Genomic DNA, 16372 nt, shown 5'->3' with positions numbered 1-16372 from the left:
TATCTACGGCGGGTGATTGGGAACGTTAGCTTGCTATCCGCCATAAGTTCCTGATTTCCCCGTAGTTCGTTTTTGCTAGGGGTAAAGCTAACCTGATTTGCTCTTTCCTGAATTTTTGTAACTTTAGATATAATGCATTTGTAATAGACGTAAGTACACGTACCCTGAATTCTATGGAAGAAATCATCCAGGACGCTTCAGATATTTATCCGACCTTGAAGCAGCTTATCGACAATACCACGACAAAGTTTTTAGCAATGGGTGTTGCTTTTGATCGTTGAATTACGTGCAAATGTTGCAAAATCCGATTCAGATTACACCTGGAGTTTGCGGGGGACAAGCGCGAATTAGAAATACACGAATTCCCGTATGGACTTTGGTAGCATATCGTCAACAAGCTGCGCCGGATGAAGAATTATTGGCAAATTATCCTGGATTGACTGCGGAAGATTTAAGTGCAGCTTGGCATTACTACGAACAAAATCCTGAACAAATCGATCGAGAAATTGCCCAAGATGATTTAGTTTAATGGCATTACAATTTTACAAAACATGAAAATTTTCCGATCGCAATGAGTATGGTAAAAGTTGATTGCGATCGCCGATTTTTAAATATATCTAATTCCTAAATACTAATGCTGAATCGTCTTTGCTTTGCTGCTTTTGGAGATTTTAGAGTTTGCGATCGCTTAATATAAGTCTAGCCCAAAGCCCTATTTTTTCGTGAGTTCTTGTCATTAACGACCGAACAATCGCACCGATGGCGTAACCGCCTGCCGTAGGCGATCGCCAAACATAATAGCCATCATTACCAATGCTCTATAACCAATCCATCCACATAATCAAAATCTGAATCATCGGTCACAAGCACCCAACCATGTTCCAGACAATGCGCTGCAATCCAAACATCATTCATCGGAATTGGTCGTCCTTTGCGCTTTAAAGCAGAACGAGTTTGAGCATAGATAACTGCCGTTCTCTTTTCCACAGGCACAACCGTACAAACTTCCATAAACTCCAAATATCGAGGAAGATTTTTCAACGGTCGAGTCGAGTTCTCAGCCCCAAACAGTAACTCTCCAACTACTACCACCGACAAAAATATTTCCGGTAACGCCAACACCCTTGAAACAACATCAGGATCACCATTCAAAAAACGTATTGCAACAGAAGTATCTAATGCAATCTCACCACTCATTTAAATCAACCTGACGACAATCAGCTTGAATTGCTTCCTGTAAATCGGCCGCCTCATTATCACTCAAAATACCAGCAAATTTCGCTAGAGGATGATGACTGCGCGTTGTCTGAAGACGATGTAAAAAATCTAACATTACTTTAACTAACTCATCTGGAACCTCTGCAAGTTCTTGGATAAGCTGCTCGCGGCTAGTCATACATTTGCCCTCTTTAGCAAAGTTTATTGTCTAATATTATAACGAATCAGTGAATCAGCTTCCGTAACCTCTATCAATCCCTCACGTCCATCAGTATACTTGGCTTTCTGTTGGACTAGAGGCTACGTCAAAAATTCCATTATCCAAAATTTAAAATCTAAAATTCGGTAAGGAGTATGGTTGTTTGGCTGGTGTTTATCCTCAACGAGAGCCTGAATGGAACTGTTGGGATATTTTGGTTGGTTCAATCCCTGGGGTAGATTCAGGTAGAGCAAATTTCATTTATTATTAGGTCGGAACGAGTATTAGCGATGCCCTTGGCAAGCACTTTGTGATATCGCCGATTTTTAAATATATCTAATTCCTGAAGACTAATGCTGAATCGTCTTTGCTGTGCTGCTTTTGCGGATGGCTGAGTTTGTGGCAATGCAACTATCCAATGAAGCGAATTCATCATGATGTAATTCACGAGGATAAAATCTATGAAATGGCAACAATTAATTCTGGGTTTTATCGCCACCATCAGCTTAATATTTGCAGGTAATGCCTTAGCGCAGACTGACATCAATATCAACAATACCAACCTGATTCGCTTTGGTGGTAGCGTCACCGTACCAGAGAATCAAGTTGTCGAAAATGCCTTGGCTTTTGGGGGGAGTGTTACAGTATCCCCTAATGCTAGAGTTTTAAATACTGCGATCGCATTTGGCGGGGATGTCATCCTGAAAAAAGGAGTGCAGGTAGAGGGTGATGTTTACTCCTTTGGCGGCAAAATCGTCAAAGAAGAAGGTGCGAATATTGGTAGTAGGTATACCACCGATGATCGACATGGGATGATGGATAGTTCCAATCGAGGTAGAGGTAGCTTCTTCTACACTATTTCTCTGGGTCCCATTTTTAGAATTGGTAACGCCGTACTAGCGGCGATTCTTGGACTGATTATTTTACATACCAATCCCCAGTTCCTGCCTTCTTTAGCTACAAAATTGCGTCAACACCCCAGTTTGGCTGTTTTATGGGGAATGGGGGCAATTGTCGGCATTATCTTTGTGAATGTGTTTCTAGCGATTACGCTGATTGGTATTCCTCTGATTCCACTACTAAGTCTGACGGTGATTATCACTTCTCTAGTCGGATCATTAGCCGTGGCACTTTTTGTTGGTCAAAGTCTAGTCGGTAATCGTAATTGGTCGTTACAGCAGCAGTTTTTGGTAGGTTTGGCGGTCGTGACTATTCTGACCCTCATTCCATTTTTCGGAAGTTTAATAATTTTCCTAGTCAATATGTTCGGCTTGGGAGTGATCTTGCTGTGGAAACTTGGTAGAGAAAAACCTCAAATAGCGACTGAGTGAGGGCATTCTCCTGACTTTACCTGTGGCGATGGATCAGGAGATTGAGTTGCAAATTCCATCTACCATTTGACCTTATTTAAGTTTAAGAAAATCCATGATTTATTTGCCTTTGATTTCAATCCTGTTGCTTGTTGGACCAGCACTTGCAGCAATCTCCATAACGCGATCGCTCACCACCCGTGGACATTTAGTTTTGTTGAGTATATGTATCCTCTACGGAATTTTTCCATTCCTGGTCACTTGGGGAGGGATGGGTTTAGCTGAACGCTTTGGTTGTTCAGCAGAAGCAGTTCGCTTTATTTGTCCGTCTTCATCTTGGCTTGGAGACGTAATTTCGGGGATGTTCATGGCTCACTGGCTGGCGATTTTCGCTATTCCATCAGCCATTTTCGGTGCGATCGGACTCCTGATTTCTTTGATTCTCAAGGTCAAGCGATCAGATACCAATACTCCCATCATCCCAAGAGTTATATTTTATCGCAGTCGTCATAAAGTTTTCGCTGGCGTGTGTTATGCCCTTTCTCAGCTATGGAATTTACCAATCATGGGTGTCCGAATTGTTACCGTTATTTTAGCGATCGTCATCCCTGGATTTATTTTCTTGTACTTTTGGTGTTGGTTGGCATTCCCCATCGAATTGCGATCGCAACAACAACCTGTAGGATAACAATCATGAGTCTACGCAAATATCATCAAAATCCTCTGAGAAAAATACATTTTTTCAAATTAGAGAGATAACATTTTTGGCAAAGTTTTAAGAAAAAATAAAAATATGACCCAAAATAAGCTATGTCTTAAGCAAATCAGATTTTTTCTACTTTACACTTTTTCCATAACATGGTTTTGTTGGTTAACTATTATCATCGGAAACAGATATTTTAATGCTCTTTGGTATGGTGAGTCTTTATTTTGGATACCGTACTTAATTGGCGGGTTGGGTCCAGCAATTAGTTCCTATATTATTTATCGACAGTTCCAGAAAGATTTTAGTGAAAAATCTTATGCTTAAAATTCAACTTCGTCAGTGGGCAAATCATCACCCCATTCCTTTATTTGTTGGTTTTACCTATCTCCTCTTTTGGGGAATATGGCTGCCAACCTCATCAGCGACGTTCGCCAGTCAGCTAACGCAAATACCTCAGCTTGAAACCGACACCTCATCTTTCCCATCAGATCAGCACATCATTTTCAAAGCTGACACATATCTGAGCAAGCTGACCAAAGCCAGACTTTTTAGCGGGTCAGTGCTGATTGCACGAAATGGCAAAGTTCTGGTCACAAAGGGTTATGGCAAAGCAGACCGCAAAAAGCATCTGATGAATACGGCGCAAACGAAATTTCGTATCGGCTCAATGACAAAGCAGTTCACGGCGATGGCAATTCTCATTTTGCAGGCACAGGACAAACTCAATGTGCAGGATCGCATCTGCACTTACCTTGCTGACTGCCCTACCAGATGGCAGCAGATCACCATTCATCATCTCTTAACCCATACCTCTGGAATACCAGATTTCACTAGCTTCCCAGACTTTAAGATTACTATGCGATCACCGTCTTCTCCCACCCAAATGATCGCGCGGTTTAAAGACAAACCGTTGGCTTTCCAGCCAGGGGAGAAGTTTAGCTACAGTAACTCCGGCTACGTTGTGCTGGGTGCCATCATCGAACAGGCATCAGGTAAAAGATATGAGGCATTCTTACAGGACAATATCTTTGTCCCGTTGCAGATGGTAAATTCGGGCTACGACCATAACAAGAGAGATCTTGCTGTTGGCTATCGGGATCAGACAAACTTGGCTGATTTTATTGATATGTCTATTCCCTATGCTGCTGGTGGGTTGTACTCCACCGTAGAAGACCTCTACCGTTGGGATCAGGCTTTGTACACGGACAAACTGATCCCGAAAAGCCTGCGAGACAAGATGTTTACTTCTTTCGGCGGATTTGGTTATGGCTATGGTTGGGGCATCGGCAAGGAAGACGATGGCTCCGCCCGCCGCAGGCATCGCCCAGTAATTAGCCACATCGGCGGAATTCAAGGCTTCAGTAGTTCTATTGCTCGCTACCCCAATGACAAGGTTGTCATCATCGTCCTGGGCAATCGGGAAGATGGAAATTCTGGAGATATCGGCGTTCAGCTAGCCAAGATTGTCTTTGGGGAGAAGTAAGCCAAATTCGTAGATGGTGAACATGATTCTGCCGTTCGCGTTCGCGAAGCGTTTGCCTCAGCAGAAGACAACTGCCAAAAATATTGGAGGTAAAGTTCAAGAATGAGAAACCCCCAGAAACCTTTCTCGCTGAAAACATATCTATTGATTGTTATGGCGATATCTTGGCCATTTCAAATCGCATATTTGCTGTGGGCAAAAACACCATTTATGCGCTATGCCTTAAGCTCGTTACCAATGATTATGGTCGCAGTTGGCACATACATCGCAGGTCGCTATATATTCCGTGACGGTTTCTCGAAGGCTGGCTGGAGTTGGGGTAAACCAAAACATTATGTAGCAGTCTTTTCACTAGCAATCTTTGTCTGGGTTGTCCCCACCATCCTCGAATTAGTCTTAGGAATGCGGAGTATTCCTAAAGGAGTTATGGTTCCAGACATCCTCGGAAATTTTCTACTTCGTTTTGTCGGTACCTTAATTCCAGCCTTTGGTGAAGAGTTTGGTTGGCGCGGCTATCTGCTACCACACCTGGTCAAACAATACAGACTAAGAACAGCACTGCTATTTCATTCATTTATTTGGTGGGCATGGCATTTGCCTGTACTTATTGCAATGGGCATGACAGAAAAACTTACTGATAATATGGGGACTTCAATCGCCATTACGCTTGCAGTCAGTCTAATTCCTAGCATGATGCACGCGATCGCTTATGCCTATATTTGGACTATTTCGCAGAGCCTTGCCGTTGTAACTGTCTATCACGCCGCATTTGATGAAATTCGGGATGCGATCGAAACTTCAATTGGGTTTGGTTCTTTGGTGCAGATATGGCAGATGCTGACGTTTACAGTATTAGGCGGACTGCTGCTGTGGAAGGGGAATTGGAAGCAGTTAACGGTAAGGAAAGCATGAGAATTTTACTGATTGCTTCTCCCACAGGTGAACAAGTGGGAATACCTTTTACTACCGAACAATTTTTTGGGGTTTTTGAGAAATATAATCAAGCTATATTTCCGATGCAGTTTGTATTGATTTTAGTGGCGATCGCATCGGTTGTACTGGTAGTAAGTCGAAAACCATTTGCAAACAAAACCATTTCGGGCTTACTCGGTTTCCTCTGGCTATGGGCGGGTGTTGTTTACCATTTGACTTTTTTTACAGAAATCAGTCCACCCGCTTATCTTTTCGGCGCGTTGTTCGTTTTTCAAGGCTGGTTATTTTTATACGAAGGTATAGTGAGAAATCGTTTAAGTTTTTGTGCTAACCAGAAAATTTACGGTATTCTTGGTGCAATTTTAATTGTTTATTCCCTAGCAATTTATCCATTAATCGGCTATGCGCTGGGGCGAATTTTTCCGACATCACCGACATTCGGCGTACCTTGTTCGACAACCATTTTCACCTTCGGCTTGCTGCTCTGGACAGACAAAAAAGTTCCATCAATTTTATTGATTATTCCTATTTTATGGTCGATTGTCGGAACCTCAGCGGCTTTGAGTTTCGGGATTAAAGAAGATTTCGGATTGTTCGTCGCGGGAACGCTCGGAACGGCTTATATCATTTGGCGCGATTTAACACCTTGAGAATAGAGAGGTAATATGGAAAGTAACACCAAATTGATACTAATTAAAGTCGTTCATACTTTGATATGGATTTTCTTCAATTTTGTGATTTTCTATATGCTTTATGCCGCGATCGCCAATAAACTCGATTTCTGGCTCTGGATTGGTTATGGATTTGTATTTTTAGAAGGGTTAACTTTACTAACTTTTAAATCCCACTGCCCACTAAATCTGCTTGCCCGAAAATACACAAATTCCACAAAGGACAATTTTGATATTTATCTTCCTAGTTGGCTGGCTAAGTATACGAAGTTAATCTATACAACTATTTTTGTAATCATTTTTATCATCACCATTTATCAAATTCTGAATCAACAAATATTAGGTAAGTATCATGTTAATTAAATGGATTGTGATTATTGGTGTTTTAATCGTAGTTTGTATCGGACTTGCTGTTATCTATGGTAGCGATCGCTGGCAGTCAGAAACCCATAGTTTACGTGCCAAATTAACAAGTGGACAGCGGATAATTCAGCCGAAAATCTATGACCCAAAGGAAATTGAAGATTTGCCAGCACCTGTACAGAGGTTCTTTCAGACGGTACTCAAGGACGGACAACCGATCGTGGCTGTAGTCAAACTCTCCCAGCAGGGACAGTTCAACATGAATGAAACTGAGAACAAGTGGAGTCCGTTTACTGCCACTCAACTTGTGACGACTCAACGTCTGGGTTTTGATTGGGATGCACGTATCCAGATGGCTCCAGGAGTTAATGCCTTTGTTCATGATACCTATTTATTAGGAGAAGGCAGCTTACACGCATCATTACTCGGTCTTTTTACTGTTGCAAAAATGCACGGTGCGCCTGAAAACAATCAAGGTGAATTATTGCGGTTCTTTGCTGAGGCTCTTTGGTATCCTACTGCCCTATTACCCAGTCAGGGAGTGCTATGGGAAGCAATCAATGACACCTCCGCTCGCGCTACTTTGAAGGATGGTGCAACAACTGTCTCCGTTGTGTTTCAGTTTAATGCTGAAGGGACGATCGATACGTTTCGGACTGAGGCTCGTTATCGTGACAAGCTGACTGCGATGCCTTGGGGCGGGCGATTCTGGGAATATTCGGTTTGTAATGGGATGCTGATTCCTTTACAGGGTGAGGTGGGATGGGAGTATCCAGAAGGCATTCGGCTTTATTTTAAAGGAAGAACTACAGAGATTCACTATGAGTTTGCGTCTTGATAGGCTGCAATCGAAACAAACATCAAAATCAAAATTTAGAAATTCCTTCTTTCATTGTTGGCAATAATTATTTTTTGATTATGCGTTGGGAGAATACTACAAAAGGATTTGGTTTTTAGTTTACTATCTTCTCTTTTGCAATAGTTATTTTTATATTAGTGTTACTAACTTCCTTCACTAATATGCTTAGACGACGACACTTCTAATAGTAATTGTAGTTAACACTGATGATGAATCGCCGCCTATTTGCTCTGTTAATCAAGGAAAGCACTGAACTGTTGCGTAATCGCCAACTGGTTATCTTTCTCACAATCGCCCCGATTATTTCAATGGTGATTTTTGGCTATGTGATGAATTCCAATGTGACAAACTTACGGCTGAGTATTCTAGACCAAAATCAAGTAACAATCAGCCGAGATTTTGTAGATGCGTTTACTGCAAATCGTGTGTTTCTAGCATCTCGCCACACTAACAGTCAACAAACTCTCACCCAACAAGTTGAGCGGGGTGAAGTCGATGCTGGATTAATCATTCCACCTAGTTTTGATCGGGATTTGCTGCAAACGGGAAAATCAGAAGTTCAGGTTGTGGTTGATGGAATTAACGCCTACAGTTCCGGACTTGCAAAGGGCTATGTCAGCCAAATTACAACTCAATTTAACTTAGATTTGCTCAAACGCTATCAAGCTGTATCAACTGGACTAGAAGTCCCCGTTCAAACTGAAATGATGTTGCGTTACAATCCAGGAATGCTTGATAGTTGGTTCTTTGTTCCTGGTGTGCTGGGCGCAATCATCACCTTGAGTGCTATTCTGGCTGCGGCTGTGGAAGCGGTTCGAGAAAAGGATCAAGGAACACTAGAACAGTTGTTGATGACTCCAGTTGCATCAACTTATATTTTGATTTCTAAAATTGTGCCGATATCTGCTTTACTCACAGGTACATTGCTGATTTGTTTCCTCGTTGCTCACTGGGTTTTTGCCTTACCTTTTCGCGGAAATTTATTTTTATTACTGCTATTTTCCATTCTCTACATTCAGATTGGTGTTGCCATTGGACTGGCAATTTCTACATTTTCTGAGAACAAATTGCAAACAATTTTGATTGGGATATTTCTCAATATTCCCATTATTTTATTAGGCGGTGCGGTGACGGCGGTGAATAGTATGCCGCTTGTATTTCGCTGGATTGCCCAAATTAATCCGCTTTATCATTACTTGATCATTCTCCGCAGCATTCTTCTTAAAGGTGCAGGTTTAGAAGTTTGGGGTTTAAATGCGATCGCCATGATTGTATTTGCCCTCGTGACAGTTCTGGTGAGTGCAAATCGCTACCGTAGTCAATTAAGTTAACTCAGGGTGTATTTTATGTCACATACAGTAGATTCTTCAAAACCTATTACAATTCCTCAAAAATCTGTTGCAACGCCTCAAAAGCCTGACGATCCAAAAATTCCCACTCCGAAAAAATCCCGACGCTGGTTGTGGATTTTGGGCGGGACTGTGGCGATCTCATCTGTGGGCTTTGGAGTTTGGTATGGGTTTTTTCGTCCCCAACCTGCAAAGATGATTCAATTCAATGGACGGATAGAAGGCTATGAAACCGATGTCAGCACCAAAGGCATTGGTCGGGTGGAGGAAGTTACTGTGCGAGAAGGAGATACAGTCAAAAAAGGACAATTATTAGTGCGTCTTAGTGATGAAGAAGTACAATCGGAACTGAGTGCAGCCACAGCCCAGGTAAATGCGGCAAAACAACGAGAAGCTTACGCCCGGTTACAAATCTCTATTCTCGCAGATCAACTCGCAGATGCTAATCTGAATTTACAGCAATCCCAGGGTGACACGCAAGGTAAAGTTGCGGAAGCTAACGCCCTCGTCTCAACCGCAAAGGCCGTTGTGAAACAAGAAAAAGCACGAGTTTTAGAAGCGCGGGCATTAGTTGAACAGGCGCGGGTAGATAGCGATCGCTATGCCTATTTGGCGATTGAAGGAGCTGAAACCAAACAACGCTATGATGTGGCGCAAACTTTTTACAATACTGCCAAAGCTGCTTTGCAAAGCCGTTTAGCGACTGTGGAAGCGGCACAAACAGCCGTTAATATTGCTCAGGGAAAATTGACGCAAGCACAAACAACAACCCTGAATCCAAGGCGACAACAAACTAATGTCAGTCGATTCGAGACACAAGCACAACAGGCACGCAACACAATAGCAGCCGCCCAAGCTGATGTGAAAACTGCCCAAGCGAATCAACAATTGATTCAGAGTCGGTTAAATAATCTGACGGTGAAAAGCCCGATTGATGGCGTTGTTACGACACGCAGCGTTGAACCTGGTACAGTGGTTCTACCATCGCGCCCCTTGCTGAGAGTTGTAGACTTGAGTCAAGTTTATCTGCGGGGCTTTATTCCCGGTGGGCAAATTGCTCAAGTTCGCGTCGGACAACTTGCCAATGTTTATTTAGATAACGATCCCAAACACCAAAATTCTTTTAAGGCAACCGTTACCGCTATAGATTCTAAAGCCTCCTTTACCCCAGAGAACGTTTATTTTCAGAGCGATCGCGTGCAACAGGTATTTGGTGTGAAACTGAGCCTGGAGCAACGAGAAAGACTAGCAAAACCGGGAATGCCTGCGGATGGCGAAATTCCCTTGCAATGAAGGAGATTAAGATGTTTCACAAAGTTTTGGTCACTGACAAGAAAAATCAGTGAAAACAAATTAAGTACCTCAGCAAAAATATTTATGCATTTACGATGGAATCGGATTTAAGCAAAGACCTTACGATTGCTTCGCTCCACTCGCAATGAAAAATATATATTTAATTTTGTACCAGTACTTATTCTGCAATACGCTTGCTCAAACCATCTAAACCCTGTGTAATCTTTTCACCAGGGTGATTTGCTAAATCTTTCACACCAGCGTCAACCTTAATACCAATAATAATCCCCGCATCGTTCATCACTTTGACAAAAGGCGTTCCATCTTTTGTGGTTTGGCAGATTGTTTCATCATATAAAATAGCGCCATTGATATAGTTACCTAAACCAGGAGTAGTTAAAAGCAACTTCCGGTAAGCGCGGCGATTTTCCTCAGTTGGCGCGATTCCCAGCTTCTCAAAGCGCTTGTTACAAGTATTTTGGCTCTCATCTATAGCCAAGATGCCTTTCCCAGGAGAACCATCGCTTTAGCAGTAGTGACAAGTGGTTGTGTACTCATACCAATTCTTTATGAAGCTGCACTAAATAAAGCTTCAAGAATAAAGTTGTAAGAGGTTAAAGAAGCAATCATTTCTGGAGTAATAGTTTCTAATACTTCGGCTAACTTTTTACGTAGTTGGGCAAGGGTTTCGTAATTTTCCCATTCAAGTTTGCTTTTGAGAAACTCCCAAAACCTTTCGATTGGGTTCAATTCTGGAGAGTGGGGAGGTTGAAAAATAGGTATGATGTTCTCTGGGCAGTCAAGAGTTTTAATTGTGTGAAATGAACCTCGGTCAAATTGAATAACTGCAACGTCATCACCAAGTTCTACTGATAACAAATCTAAAAATTTTTGAAAACAGTGACCATCAAGATGAGAAAACTCGTAGAAAAAACTGTACACAGTTAAAGGCTCAACTACGCCATACAAGTAAAAATTATCACGTTTCCATTGACTTAAACCTACTGGTTTTACACCTCTGTTAGTAATCACACGTCCTGCGACTGTCTTCAATCCTAAGCGAGTTTCATCTTGACACATATATCTTAATCGCTTATTTTCTCCAAATTCTTCTTGTAAAAAACTAAGGGCGAGCGGGAGTTTTTTTTAAAGTGAGATTGGCTTTCCGGATGCTGCTTCCGGCTTTTTGGACGAGGTACTTTTAGTTTGGCACCAAGCTGGTAACGAACTAGTTGGTATACAGTTTTATAGGCAATATCAAGTCCTAGCTCAGTCACGAGCCATTGTTGAATCTGACTATAACTTTGAAAACCCTGTGGTTCAGACAACCGTAGCTTCAAGCGTTCTAAGTTTTCTCCTCTGACTATAGGGTTTTTACCTGGTGCATGTTTAACTTCTAATAAGCCCTTGTACCCTCCATCCTTATATTTGTTTAACCATCGAGTTATAGTTCCCTCATCCCGTCCCAAACGTTCTGCGATCGCATGACGGCTCCTTACTTGACCTGTTTTTAGCCAGTAAAGCATTTGCAACCGTTCTTTGCTACTAGCAGAGTCGGCATATTTAACCGCTTTTTCTAATTCTTCTTGACTCTCTTTTATTTCAACTTGTAAGCTTAAACCCATCGCCCTTAAACCAAATGCACCGTTATTTATAATTTAGTGCAGCTTCATACAGAAATGGTATCATGATTTAAAACCTTTTAAAAGATAAAGAGAGACTCAATGGCTGGATGCGATCACTCTTAAGACTTTGGTGTTCAGAACCCCAACTTATTGAAGAAGTCGGGGTTCTCGTCGCAGTCCTGCAAAATTAGTAAGGCCACTTCCAGTTGACGATTTCCGGCTGATCGATACCGTGCTTGTGAGCATAATTCCGGTTGTTAATAATTTCTTTCTTCATGCACTCTCTAACATAGACAGCAGCAGAACCCAGCTTCGGAACCCGATCAATCACGTCAATCACCAGATTGAACCGATCAACTTGGTTGTTGATAGCTAACTCAAGTGGTGTGTTAATGCTGCCCTTTTCCTTGTAACCACGCACATGAATATTTTCATGGTTGGTGCGACGGTAAGCAAGTTTGTGAATCAGCCAGGGATAGCCGTGGAAGTTGAAAATAACAGGCTTTTCCGTGGTAAAAAGACTATCGAAATCCCAGTCTGATAGTCCATGTGGATGTTCTGTATCTGGTTGCAACTTGTACAGATCAACAACATTAATAAACCGCACCTTGAGATCGGGGAACTCATCTCTTAAGATGGCAGTTGCAGCTAAAGCTTCCATAGTCACAACATCTCCGCAAGATGCGATGACGACATCGGGAAGATCGGGTTCTTGGCCATGATGGTCGTTGCTTGCCCATTCCCAGATGCCGATACCTTTGGTGCAATGGGCGATCGCTTCTTCTATGCTGAGAAACTGGAGGTGTTTTTGCTTGTCTGCAACGATGACGTTGACGTAGTTGGTACTACGCAGACAATGATCGGCTACAGAAAGTAGACAGTTAGCATCGGGAGGCAGATAAATCCGGGTAACTTCAGCACTCTTATTAGTAACCAAATCTATGAAGCCTGGATCTTGGTGGCTAAAACCGTTGTTGTCTTGTCGCCAAACAGTAGAGGATAGTAAGATATTCTCAGAAGAAATCGGCGATCGCCAAGCAACTTCATTTTTACTGATTTCCAGCCACTTGGCGTGCTGGTTAAACATAGAATCAACAACGTGAGCAAAAGCTTCGTAGCTGTGGAAGAAACCATGTCGCCCAGATAAAAGATAGCCTTCCAGCCAGCCGAACAGGTTATGTTCACTGAGCATTTCCATCACTCGCCCGTCGGTAGATAGCTCACTGCCATCGGCATCTTCAGGGAGGATATCTGCCAACCAGACTTTCTCACTGACTTCGTAGATAGCACTGAGTCGATTGGAGGCGGTTTCATCTGGCCCGAATACGCGGAAATTATTCATGTTATTACGCATGATATCTCGCAAGAAGTTCCCTAGAGGCTTCGTGTTTTCCACCTCAACAGCACCCGGCTTGACTACCTCAACTGCGTTGTTGCGGAAGTCGGGCATACGCAATTCTTTCCGCAGCATTCCACCGTTAGCAACGGGATTGGCACTGATGCGGCGAGAACCAATAGGAGCCAGCTTTTTGAGTTCGGGAATTAGACTGCCATGCTCATCAAATAATTCCTCTGGCTTGTAACTTTTCATCCAGTGTTCTAGAATCTTCATGTGTGCAGGATTAGTAGCTACATCCGTAATTGGTACTTGATGCGATCGCCAAAATCCCTCCAATTTATGACCGTCTATTTCTGCCGGCGCAGTCCATCCTTTGGGGGTGCGAAGGACAATCATCGGCCAACGAGGACGTTTTGCAATACCTGAAGTCCTGGCTTCTGCTTGAATTTTTTTGATTTCCAGAACCACTGTTTCTAGGGTTGCTGCCATCAATTGATGCACTTGTGCTGGATCATGCCCTTCCACAAAGTAAGGTGTATAGCCATACCCCTTGAATAAGTCCTCTAGTTCCTCGTGACTGATGCGAGCTAGGATGGTTGGGTTAGCAATCTTGTAGCCATTCAAATGCAAGATTGGTAAAACAGCACCATCCCGAATGGGGTTGATGAATTTATTGGAATGCCAAGCCGTTGCTAGAGGCCCAGTTTCTGCTTCACCATCACCAACAACTGCCGTCACAATCAAATCTGGGTTATCGAAAGCCGCACCGTAAGCGTGGGAGAGGCTGTAGCCTAACTCGCCGCCTTCGTGAATCGAGCCAGGGGTTTCCGGTGTGCAGTGGCTACCAATGCCACCAGGAAAGGAAAACTGTTTGAAAAACTTCAGCATACCTTCCTCGTCCTCGCTCTTATCAGGATAAACCTCAGAATAGGTTCCTTCTAAGTATGTAGGCCCAAGAATACCCGGAGCGCCATGACCTGGGCCTGCAATGTAAATCACATCCAAATCATATTTCTTGATTAAACGGTTGAGATGGACGTAAATAAAGCTCAAACCGGGGCTTGAACCCCAGTGTCCTAACAGGCGATTTTTGATGTGTCCTGGCTTGAGGGGTTCTTTGATCAGTGGATTGTCCTGCAAATATATCATGCCTAGAACTAAATAGTTACAGGCACGCCAGTAAGCATTGATTTGAAACAGTTCTTCAGTACTAAGTGGGGCAGGTTTGTTTTGTTTTACATCTGAAGACTTTGGCTTAGAAGGAGAAATAGTCATAGATTCTGAATCCTACTCATCTATTTTTGGTTAAAGAATTGCTAAACACGCGATAAGTACCTCAGCAAAAATATTTATGCATTTACCATGGAATCGGATTTAAGCAAAGACCTTGCGATTGCTTCGCTCCAGTCGCAATGACAAATATATATTTAATTTTGCACCAGTACTTATATCTAACTAAGTATCTATGAAAATTAATCTTGCATTTTTTTAATATGTATCCTTGATTGGATAGGGTACAGAGGCAAATGAAATGTGCAAATAATTTAGTCTTACTACTTATTAATAGGTCTAAGTAAATAAATTTAAACCTTTAACTTCAATTGTTGAATAAGGCTTGATTAATATGGCGTTCGCTCTGCCACTTACAATGTAGTTTATTATTAGCTTATCCTTTAAAATTGGCGAAGGTATTGTTCTTGAGGAAGAGTTTTTGTGAAATCAGGGTTTTATTTAATTTGCAATACTTTGGAAGTTATTGGTCTAAATCTCGTCGTGCTAAGGCTTGAATCTCAGTTCGTAGTGCACTAATTTCTGCTTGCATTGCTTGAAGTGATTTTGCACTTGCCAGTTCTGCTTGATTATTCTCAGTATCCTGACCCACAAATAATGTTGCCAGGGTTGCAGTCACATAACCACTTATGGCAAACGCATACAGTGCCAGGAAAAAGATTTTAATACTTTTTACTTGCCTTTTTTTTGTAAAGTCCAGTTAGCACGTGACTCGAATACTTCGCCGACTGCACCGCCATTAAGTGGTTTGCCTAACTCGAAAGGTGTAACATATGATTTCCTGTTGCTCATACGACCGCGCATATATAGATCGACTGACATGTAGAGATTGCGAACAAGTACCTGCCCATCTTGAAGTGGCGCCAGTTTGGTCTGCGCGATCGTAAAGTTATCTGCGTTGGGGAGTCCGCTAGGGTAGGAAACCAGCAAAACCTCGCGACTTATTACATCTGTCATAATTTGCTCCTTATTATCCACCTTTTAGGTAAACTTATTTAAACACTTTGACTACCCCTGTTAAGGTGAGGTTTTTTCCAACGTATTAATAAGGGCTTCAGCCTTGCACTAATTAAAATCTGAAAGCAGAAAAATAATGTTTGCGCTCAATTTTCGGTTCACGGATTAGGGACACAACGTAAGAATAAGGCTTTCGGCTAGTACTAGGTTGGTACACCTTAACAGGGGTAACACTTTGACTAAGGTCAGCTTTTTGGGCGCACTCGTCATCAAACCCAAACCTGAGGCAAAAGCTTATTTTTGTGTCAAATACATCAAACAAAGGTTTTATCCATTTAGTTTTGTTAATTTTAGATGCGTTTGCCCTAGCTTTCCCGCTTTCTTTGGTACCGCTGTGATAGTCAAGATAACGGGAAAAACAAAGCCTTAGGCAGGACTAACAGCAATAGTCCGCGTGCATACTATTTTTCATCGCTCGAACAGTAGGACTTCGCGATCGCCCAGAACCTTTTAAGGTATCCCCTCAAAATTTCGGGGTAGGAATTATTCTGGTATCCATGAGCAACCAAAAGAATTAAAAGAAGATTTATCTCGAATAATAGCTCCCAAAGATGGAATAAGTAGGAAGGCGGAATTATTTGTAAGACGCATTTCGACTGCGCTCAATGCTCAAAACAGCTACAGAACGAGGGTTGAGCGTAGCCGGAACCCGTCATCTGGTTTGCTTTAATTCCACCCAGCTACTTATGCCCGATTTGAGAAATACGCTCACGCTCC

The 16372-nt window shown here is 42.3% G+C and carries 19 protein-coding genes; 10 read left to right on the top strand and 9 right to left on the bottom strand.

Going from position 1 to position 16372, the window contains the following annotated elements; translation table 11 throughout:
• Positions 1-292 precede the first annotated feature (292 nt).
• Positions 293-529, top strand: coding sequence for a DUF433 domain-containing protein (locus VB733_RS21690; RefSeq protein WP_416336341.1), 237 nt, complete (start codon positions 293-295; stop codon positions 527-529).
• Between the two features lie 278 nt (positions 530-807).
• On the opposite strand, the gene VB733_RS21685 is transcribed toward VB733_RS21690, so the two are convergent.
• The 3 genes from VB733_RS21685 to VB733_RS21675 form a co-directional block, all read right to left on the bottom strand.
• Positions 808-1197, bottom strand: coding sequence for a type II toxin-antitoxin system VapC family toxin (locus VB733_RS21685; RefSeq protein WP_323342134.1), 390 nt, complete (start codon positions 1195-1197; stop codon positions 808-810).
• Positions 1187-1396: a hypothetical protein gene (locus VB733_RS21680; RefSeq protein ID WP_010995666.1), complete on the bottom strand. Its 210-nt coding sequence runs from the start codon at positions 1394-1396 to the stop codon at positions 1187-1189. Before VB733_RS21680 ends, VB733_RS21685 begins: the two co-directional genes overlap by 11 nt.
• Positions 1397-1658: 262 nt before the next feature.
• A complete protein-coding gene (locus tag VB733_RS21675) occupies positions 1659-1853 on the bottom strand; it encodes a hypothetical protein (RefSeq protein ID WP_323342133.1) in 195 nt (64 codons plus the stop codon).
• Positions 1854-1878: 25 nt separating this feature from the next.
• Between VB733_RS21675 and VB733_RS21670 the strand changes: the two genes are divergently transcribed.
• The 9 genes from VB733_RS21670 to VB733_RS21630 all read left to right on the top strand — a co-directional run bounded on the left by VB733_RS21670 (position 1879) and on the right by VB733_RS21630 (position 10384).
• A complete protein-coding gene (locus VB733_RS21670; RefSeq protein ID WP_323342132.1) occupies positions 1879-2748 on the top strand; it encodes a hypothetical protein in 870 nt (289 codons plus the stop codon).
• A 94-nt stretch (positions 2749-2842) separates the two neighbouring features.
• The gene (locus tag VB733_RS21665; protein WP_323342131.1) at positions 2843-3415 is read left to right on the top strand and encodes a PspC domain-containing protein; all 573 of its coding nucleotides are present in this window, start codon (positions 2843-2845) and stop codon (positions 3413-3415) included.
• Between the two features lie 334 nt (positions 3416-3749).
• Positions 3750-4916 (top strand): serine hydrolase domain-containing protein, encoded by a 1167-nt coding sequence (locus VB733_RS21660; RefSeq protein ID WP_323342130.1) that lies wholly within the window; start codon positions 3750-3752, stop codon positions 4914-4916.
• Between the two features lie 153 nt (positions 4917-5069).
• Positions 5070-5828: a CPBP family intramembrane glutamic endopeptidase gene (locus tag VB733_RS21655; protein WP_323342129.1), complete on the top strand. Its 759-nt coding sequence runs from the start codon at positions 5070-5072 to the stop codon at positions 5826-5828.
• Positions 5744-6499 (top strand): DUF6064 family protein, encoded by a 756-nt coding sequence (locus tag VB733_RS21650; protein WP_323342128.1) that lies wholly within the window; start codon positions 5744-5746, stop codon positions 6497-6499. Before VB733_RS21655 ends, VB733_RS21650 begins: the two co-directional genes overlap by 85 nt.
• Before the next feature lie 15 nt (positions 6500-6514).
• Positions 6515-6883 (top strand): hypothetical protein, encoded by a 369-nt coding sequence (locus VB733_RS21645; RefSeq protein ID WP_323342127.1) that lies wholly within the window; start codon positions 6515-6517, stop codon positions 6881-6883.
• Positions 6873-7721, top strand: coding sequence for a DUF6920 family protein (locus VB733_RS21640; protein ID WP_323342126.1), 849 nt, complete (start codon positions 6873-6875; stop codon positions 7719-7721). The genes VB733_RS21645 and VB733_RS21640 overlap by 11 nt, the downstream gene beginning before the upstream one ends.
• A gap of 227 nt (positions 7722-7948) precedes the next feature.
• Positions 7949-9073: an ABC transporter permease gene (locus VB733_RS21635; RefSeq protein ID WP_323342125.1), complete on the top strand. Its 1125-nt coding sequence runs from the start codon at positions 7949-7951 to the stop codon at positions 9071-9073.
• Between the two features lie 15 nt (positions 9074-9088).
• The gene (locus VB733_RS21630) at positions 9089-10384 is read left to right on the top strand and encodes an HlyD family secretion protein (protein WP_323342124.1); all 1296 of its coding nucleotides are present in this window, start codon (positions 9089-9091) and stop codon (positions 10382-10384) included.
• A 178-nt stretch (positions 10385-10562) separates the two neighbouring features.
• Here VB733_RS21630 and VB733_RS21625 read toward each other — a convergent pair whose 3' ends face one another.
• The 6 genes from VB733_RS21625 to VB733_RS21600 form a co-directional block, all read right to left on the bottom strand.
• Positions 10563-10883: a class I fructose-bisphosphate aldolase gene (locus VB733_RS21625; RefSeq protein ID WP_323342123.1), complete on the bottom strand. Its 321-nt coding sequence runs from the start codon at positions 10881-10883 to the stop codon at positions 10563-10565.
• A gap of 68 nt (positions 10884-10951) precedes the next feature.
• Positions 10952-11464, bottom strand: coding sequence for an IS630 family transposase (locus VB733_RS21620; RefSeq protein WP_323342122.1), 513 nt, complete (start codon positions 11462-11464; stop codon positions 10952-10954).
• A gap of 5 nt (positions 11465-11469) precedes the next feature.
• Positions 11470-12009 (bottom strand): helix-turn-helix domain-containing protein, encoded by a 540-nt coding sequence (locus tag VB733_RS21615; RefSeq protein WP_323342121.1) that lies wholly within the window; start codon positions 12007-12009, stop codon positions 11470-11472.
• Positions 12010-12196: 187 nt separating this feature from the next.
• Positions 12197-14623 carry a phosphoketolase family protein gene (locus VB733_RS21610; RefSeq protein WP_323342120.1) on the bottom strand — a complete coding sequence of 809 codons (2427 nt, stop codon included), beginning with the start codon at positions 14621-14623 and terminating at the stop codon, positions 12197-12199.
• 478 nt (positions 14624-15101) lie between these two features.
• Positions 15102-15257 carry a hypothetical protein gene (locus tag VB733_RS21605; protein ID WP_323342119.1) on the bottom strand — a complete coding sequence of 52 codons (156 nt, stop codon included), beginning with the start codon at positions 15255-15257 and terminating at the stop codon, positions 15102-15104.
• A 53-nt stretch (positions 15258-15310) separates the two neighbouring features.
• Positions 15311-15595: a hypothetical protein gene (locus VB733_RS21600; protein WP_323342118.1), complete on the bottom strand. Its 285-nt coding sequence runs from the start codon at positions 15593-15595 to the stop codon at positions 15311-15313.
• Between the last annotated feature and the right edge of the window lie 777 nt (positions 15596-16372).

Source organism: Calothrix sp. UHCC 0171 (genome assembly GCF_034931845.1).
Classification (GTDB): Bacteria; Cyanobacteriota; Cyanobacteriia; order Cyanobacteriales; family Nostocaceae; genus Brunnivagina.
The sequence above is the reverse complement of the archived record's forward strand: the minus strand, read 5'-3'. Positions and strand labels throughout refer to the sequence as shown.

What these genes read in the sequence shown, in the direction of transcription:
- VB733_RS21630 (WP_323342124.1), top strand. Translation starts at nt 9,089, where the DNA reads ATGTCACATACAGTAGATTCTTCAAAACCTATTACAATTCCTCAAAAA.
- VB733_RS21660 (WP_323342130.1), top strand. Translation starts at nt 3,750, where the DNA reads ATGCTTAAAATTCAACTTCGTCAGTGGGCAAATCATCACCCCATTCCT.
- VB733_RS21615 (WP_323342121.1), bottom strand. Translation starts at nt 12,009, where the DNA reads ATGGGTTTAAGCTTACAAGTTGAAATAAAAGAGAGTCAAGAAGAATTA.
- VB733_RS21610 (WP_323342120.1), bottom strand. Translation starts at nt 14,623, where the DNA reads ATGACTATTTCTCCTTCTAAGCCAAAGTCTTCAGATGTAAAACAAAAC.
- VB733_RS21665 (WP_323342131.1), top strand. Translation starts at nt 2,843, where the DNA reads ATGATTTATTTGCCTTTGATTTCAATCCTGTTGCTTGTTGGACCAGCA.
- VB733_RS21620 (WP_323342122.1), bottom strand. Translation starts at nt 11,464, where the DNA reads ATGTGTCAAGATGAAACTCGCTTAGGATTGAAGACAGTCGCAGGACGT.
- VB733_RS21675 (WP_323342133.1), bottom strand. Translation starts at nt 1,853, where the DNA reads ATGATGAATTCGCTTCATTGGATAGTTGCATTGCCACAAACTCAGCCA.
- VB733_RS21690 (WP_416336341.1), top strand. Translation starts at nt 293, where the DNA reads ATGTTGCAAAATCCGATTCAGATTACACCTGGAGTTTGCGGGGGACAA.
- VB733_RS21685 (WP_323342134.1), bottom strand. Translation starts at nt 1,197, where the DNA reads ATGAGTGGTGAGATTGCATTAGATACTTCTGTTGCAATACGTTTTTTG.
- VB733_RS21680 (WP_010995666.1), bottom strand. Translation starts at nt 1,396, where the DNA reads ATGACTAGCCGCGAGCAGCTTATCCAAGAACTTGCAGAGGTTCCAGAT.
- VB733_RS21640 (WP_323342126.1), top strand. Translation starts at nt 6,873, where the DNA reads ATGTTAATTAAATGGATTGTGATTATTGGTGTTTTAATCGTAGTTTGT.
- VB733_RS21635 (WP_323342125.1), top strand. Translation starts at nt 7,949, where the DNA reads ATGATGAATCGCCGCCTATTTGCTCTGTTAATCAAGGAAAGCACTGAA.
- VB733_RS21655 (WP_323342129.1), top strand. Translation starts at nt 5,070, where the DNA reads ATGGCGATATCTTGGCCATTTCAAATCGCATATTTGCTGTGGGCAAAA.
- VB733_RS21670 (WP_323342132.1), top strand. Translation starts at nt 1,879, where the DNA reads ATGAAATGGCAACAATTAATTCTGGGTTTTATCGCCACCATCAGCTTA.
- VB733_RS21600 (WP_323342118.1), bottom strand. Translation starts at nt 15,595, where the DNA reads ATGACAGATGTAATAAGTCGCGAGGTTTTGCTGGTTTCCTACCCTAGC.
- VB733_RS21650 (WP_323342128.1), top strand. Translation starts at nt 5,744, where the DNA reads ATGGCAGATGCTGACGTTTACAGTATTAGGCGGACTGCTGCTGTGGAA.
- VB733_RS21645 (WP_323342127.1), top strand. Translation starts at nt 6,515, where the DNA reads ATGGAAAGTAACACCAAATTGATACTAATTAAAGTCGTTCATACTTTG.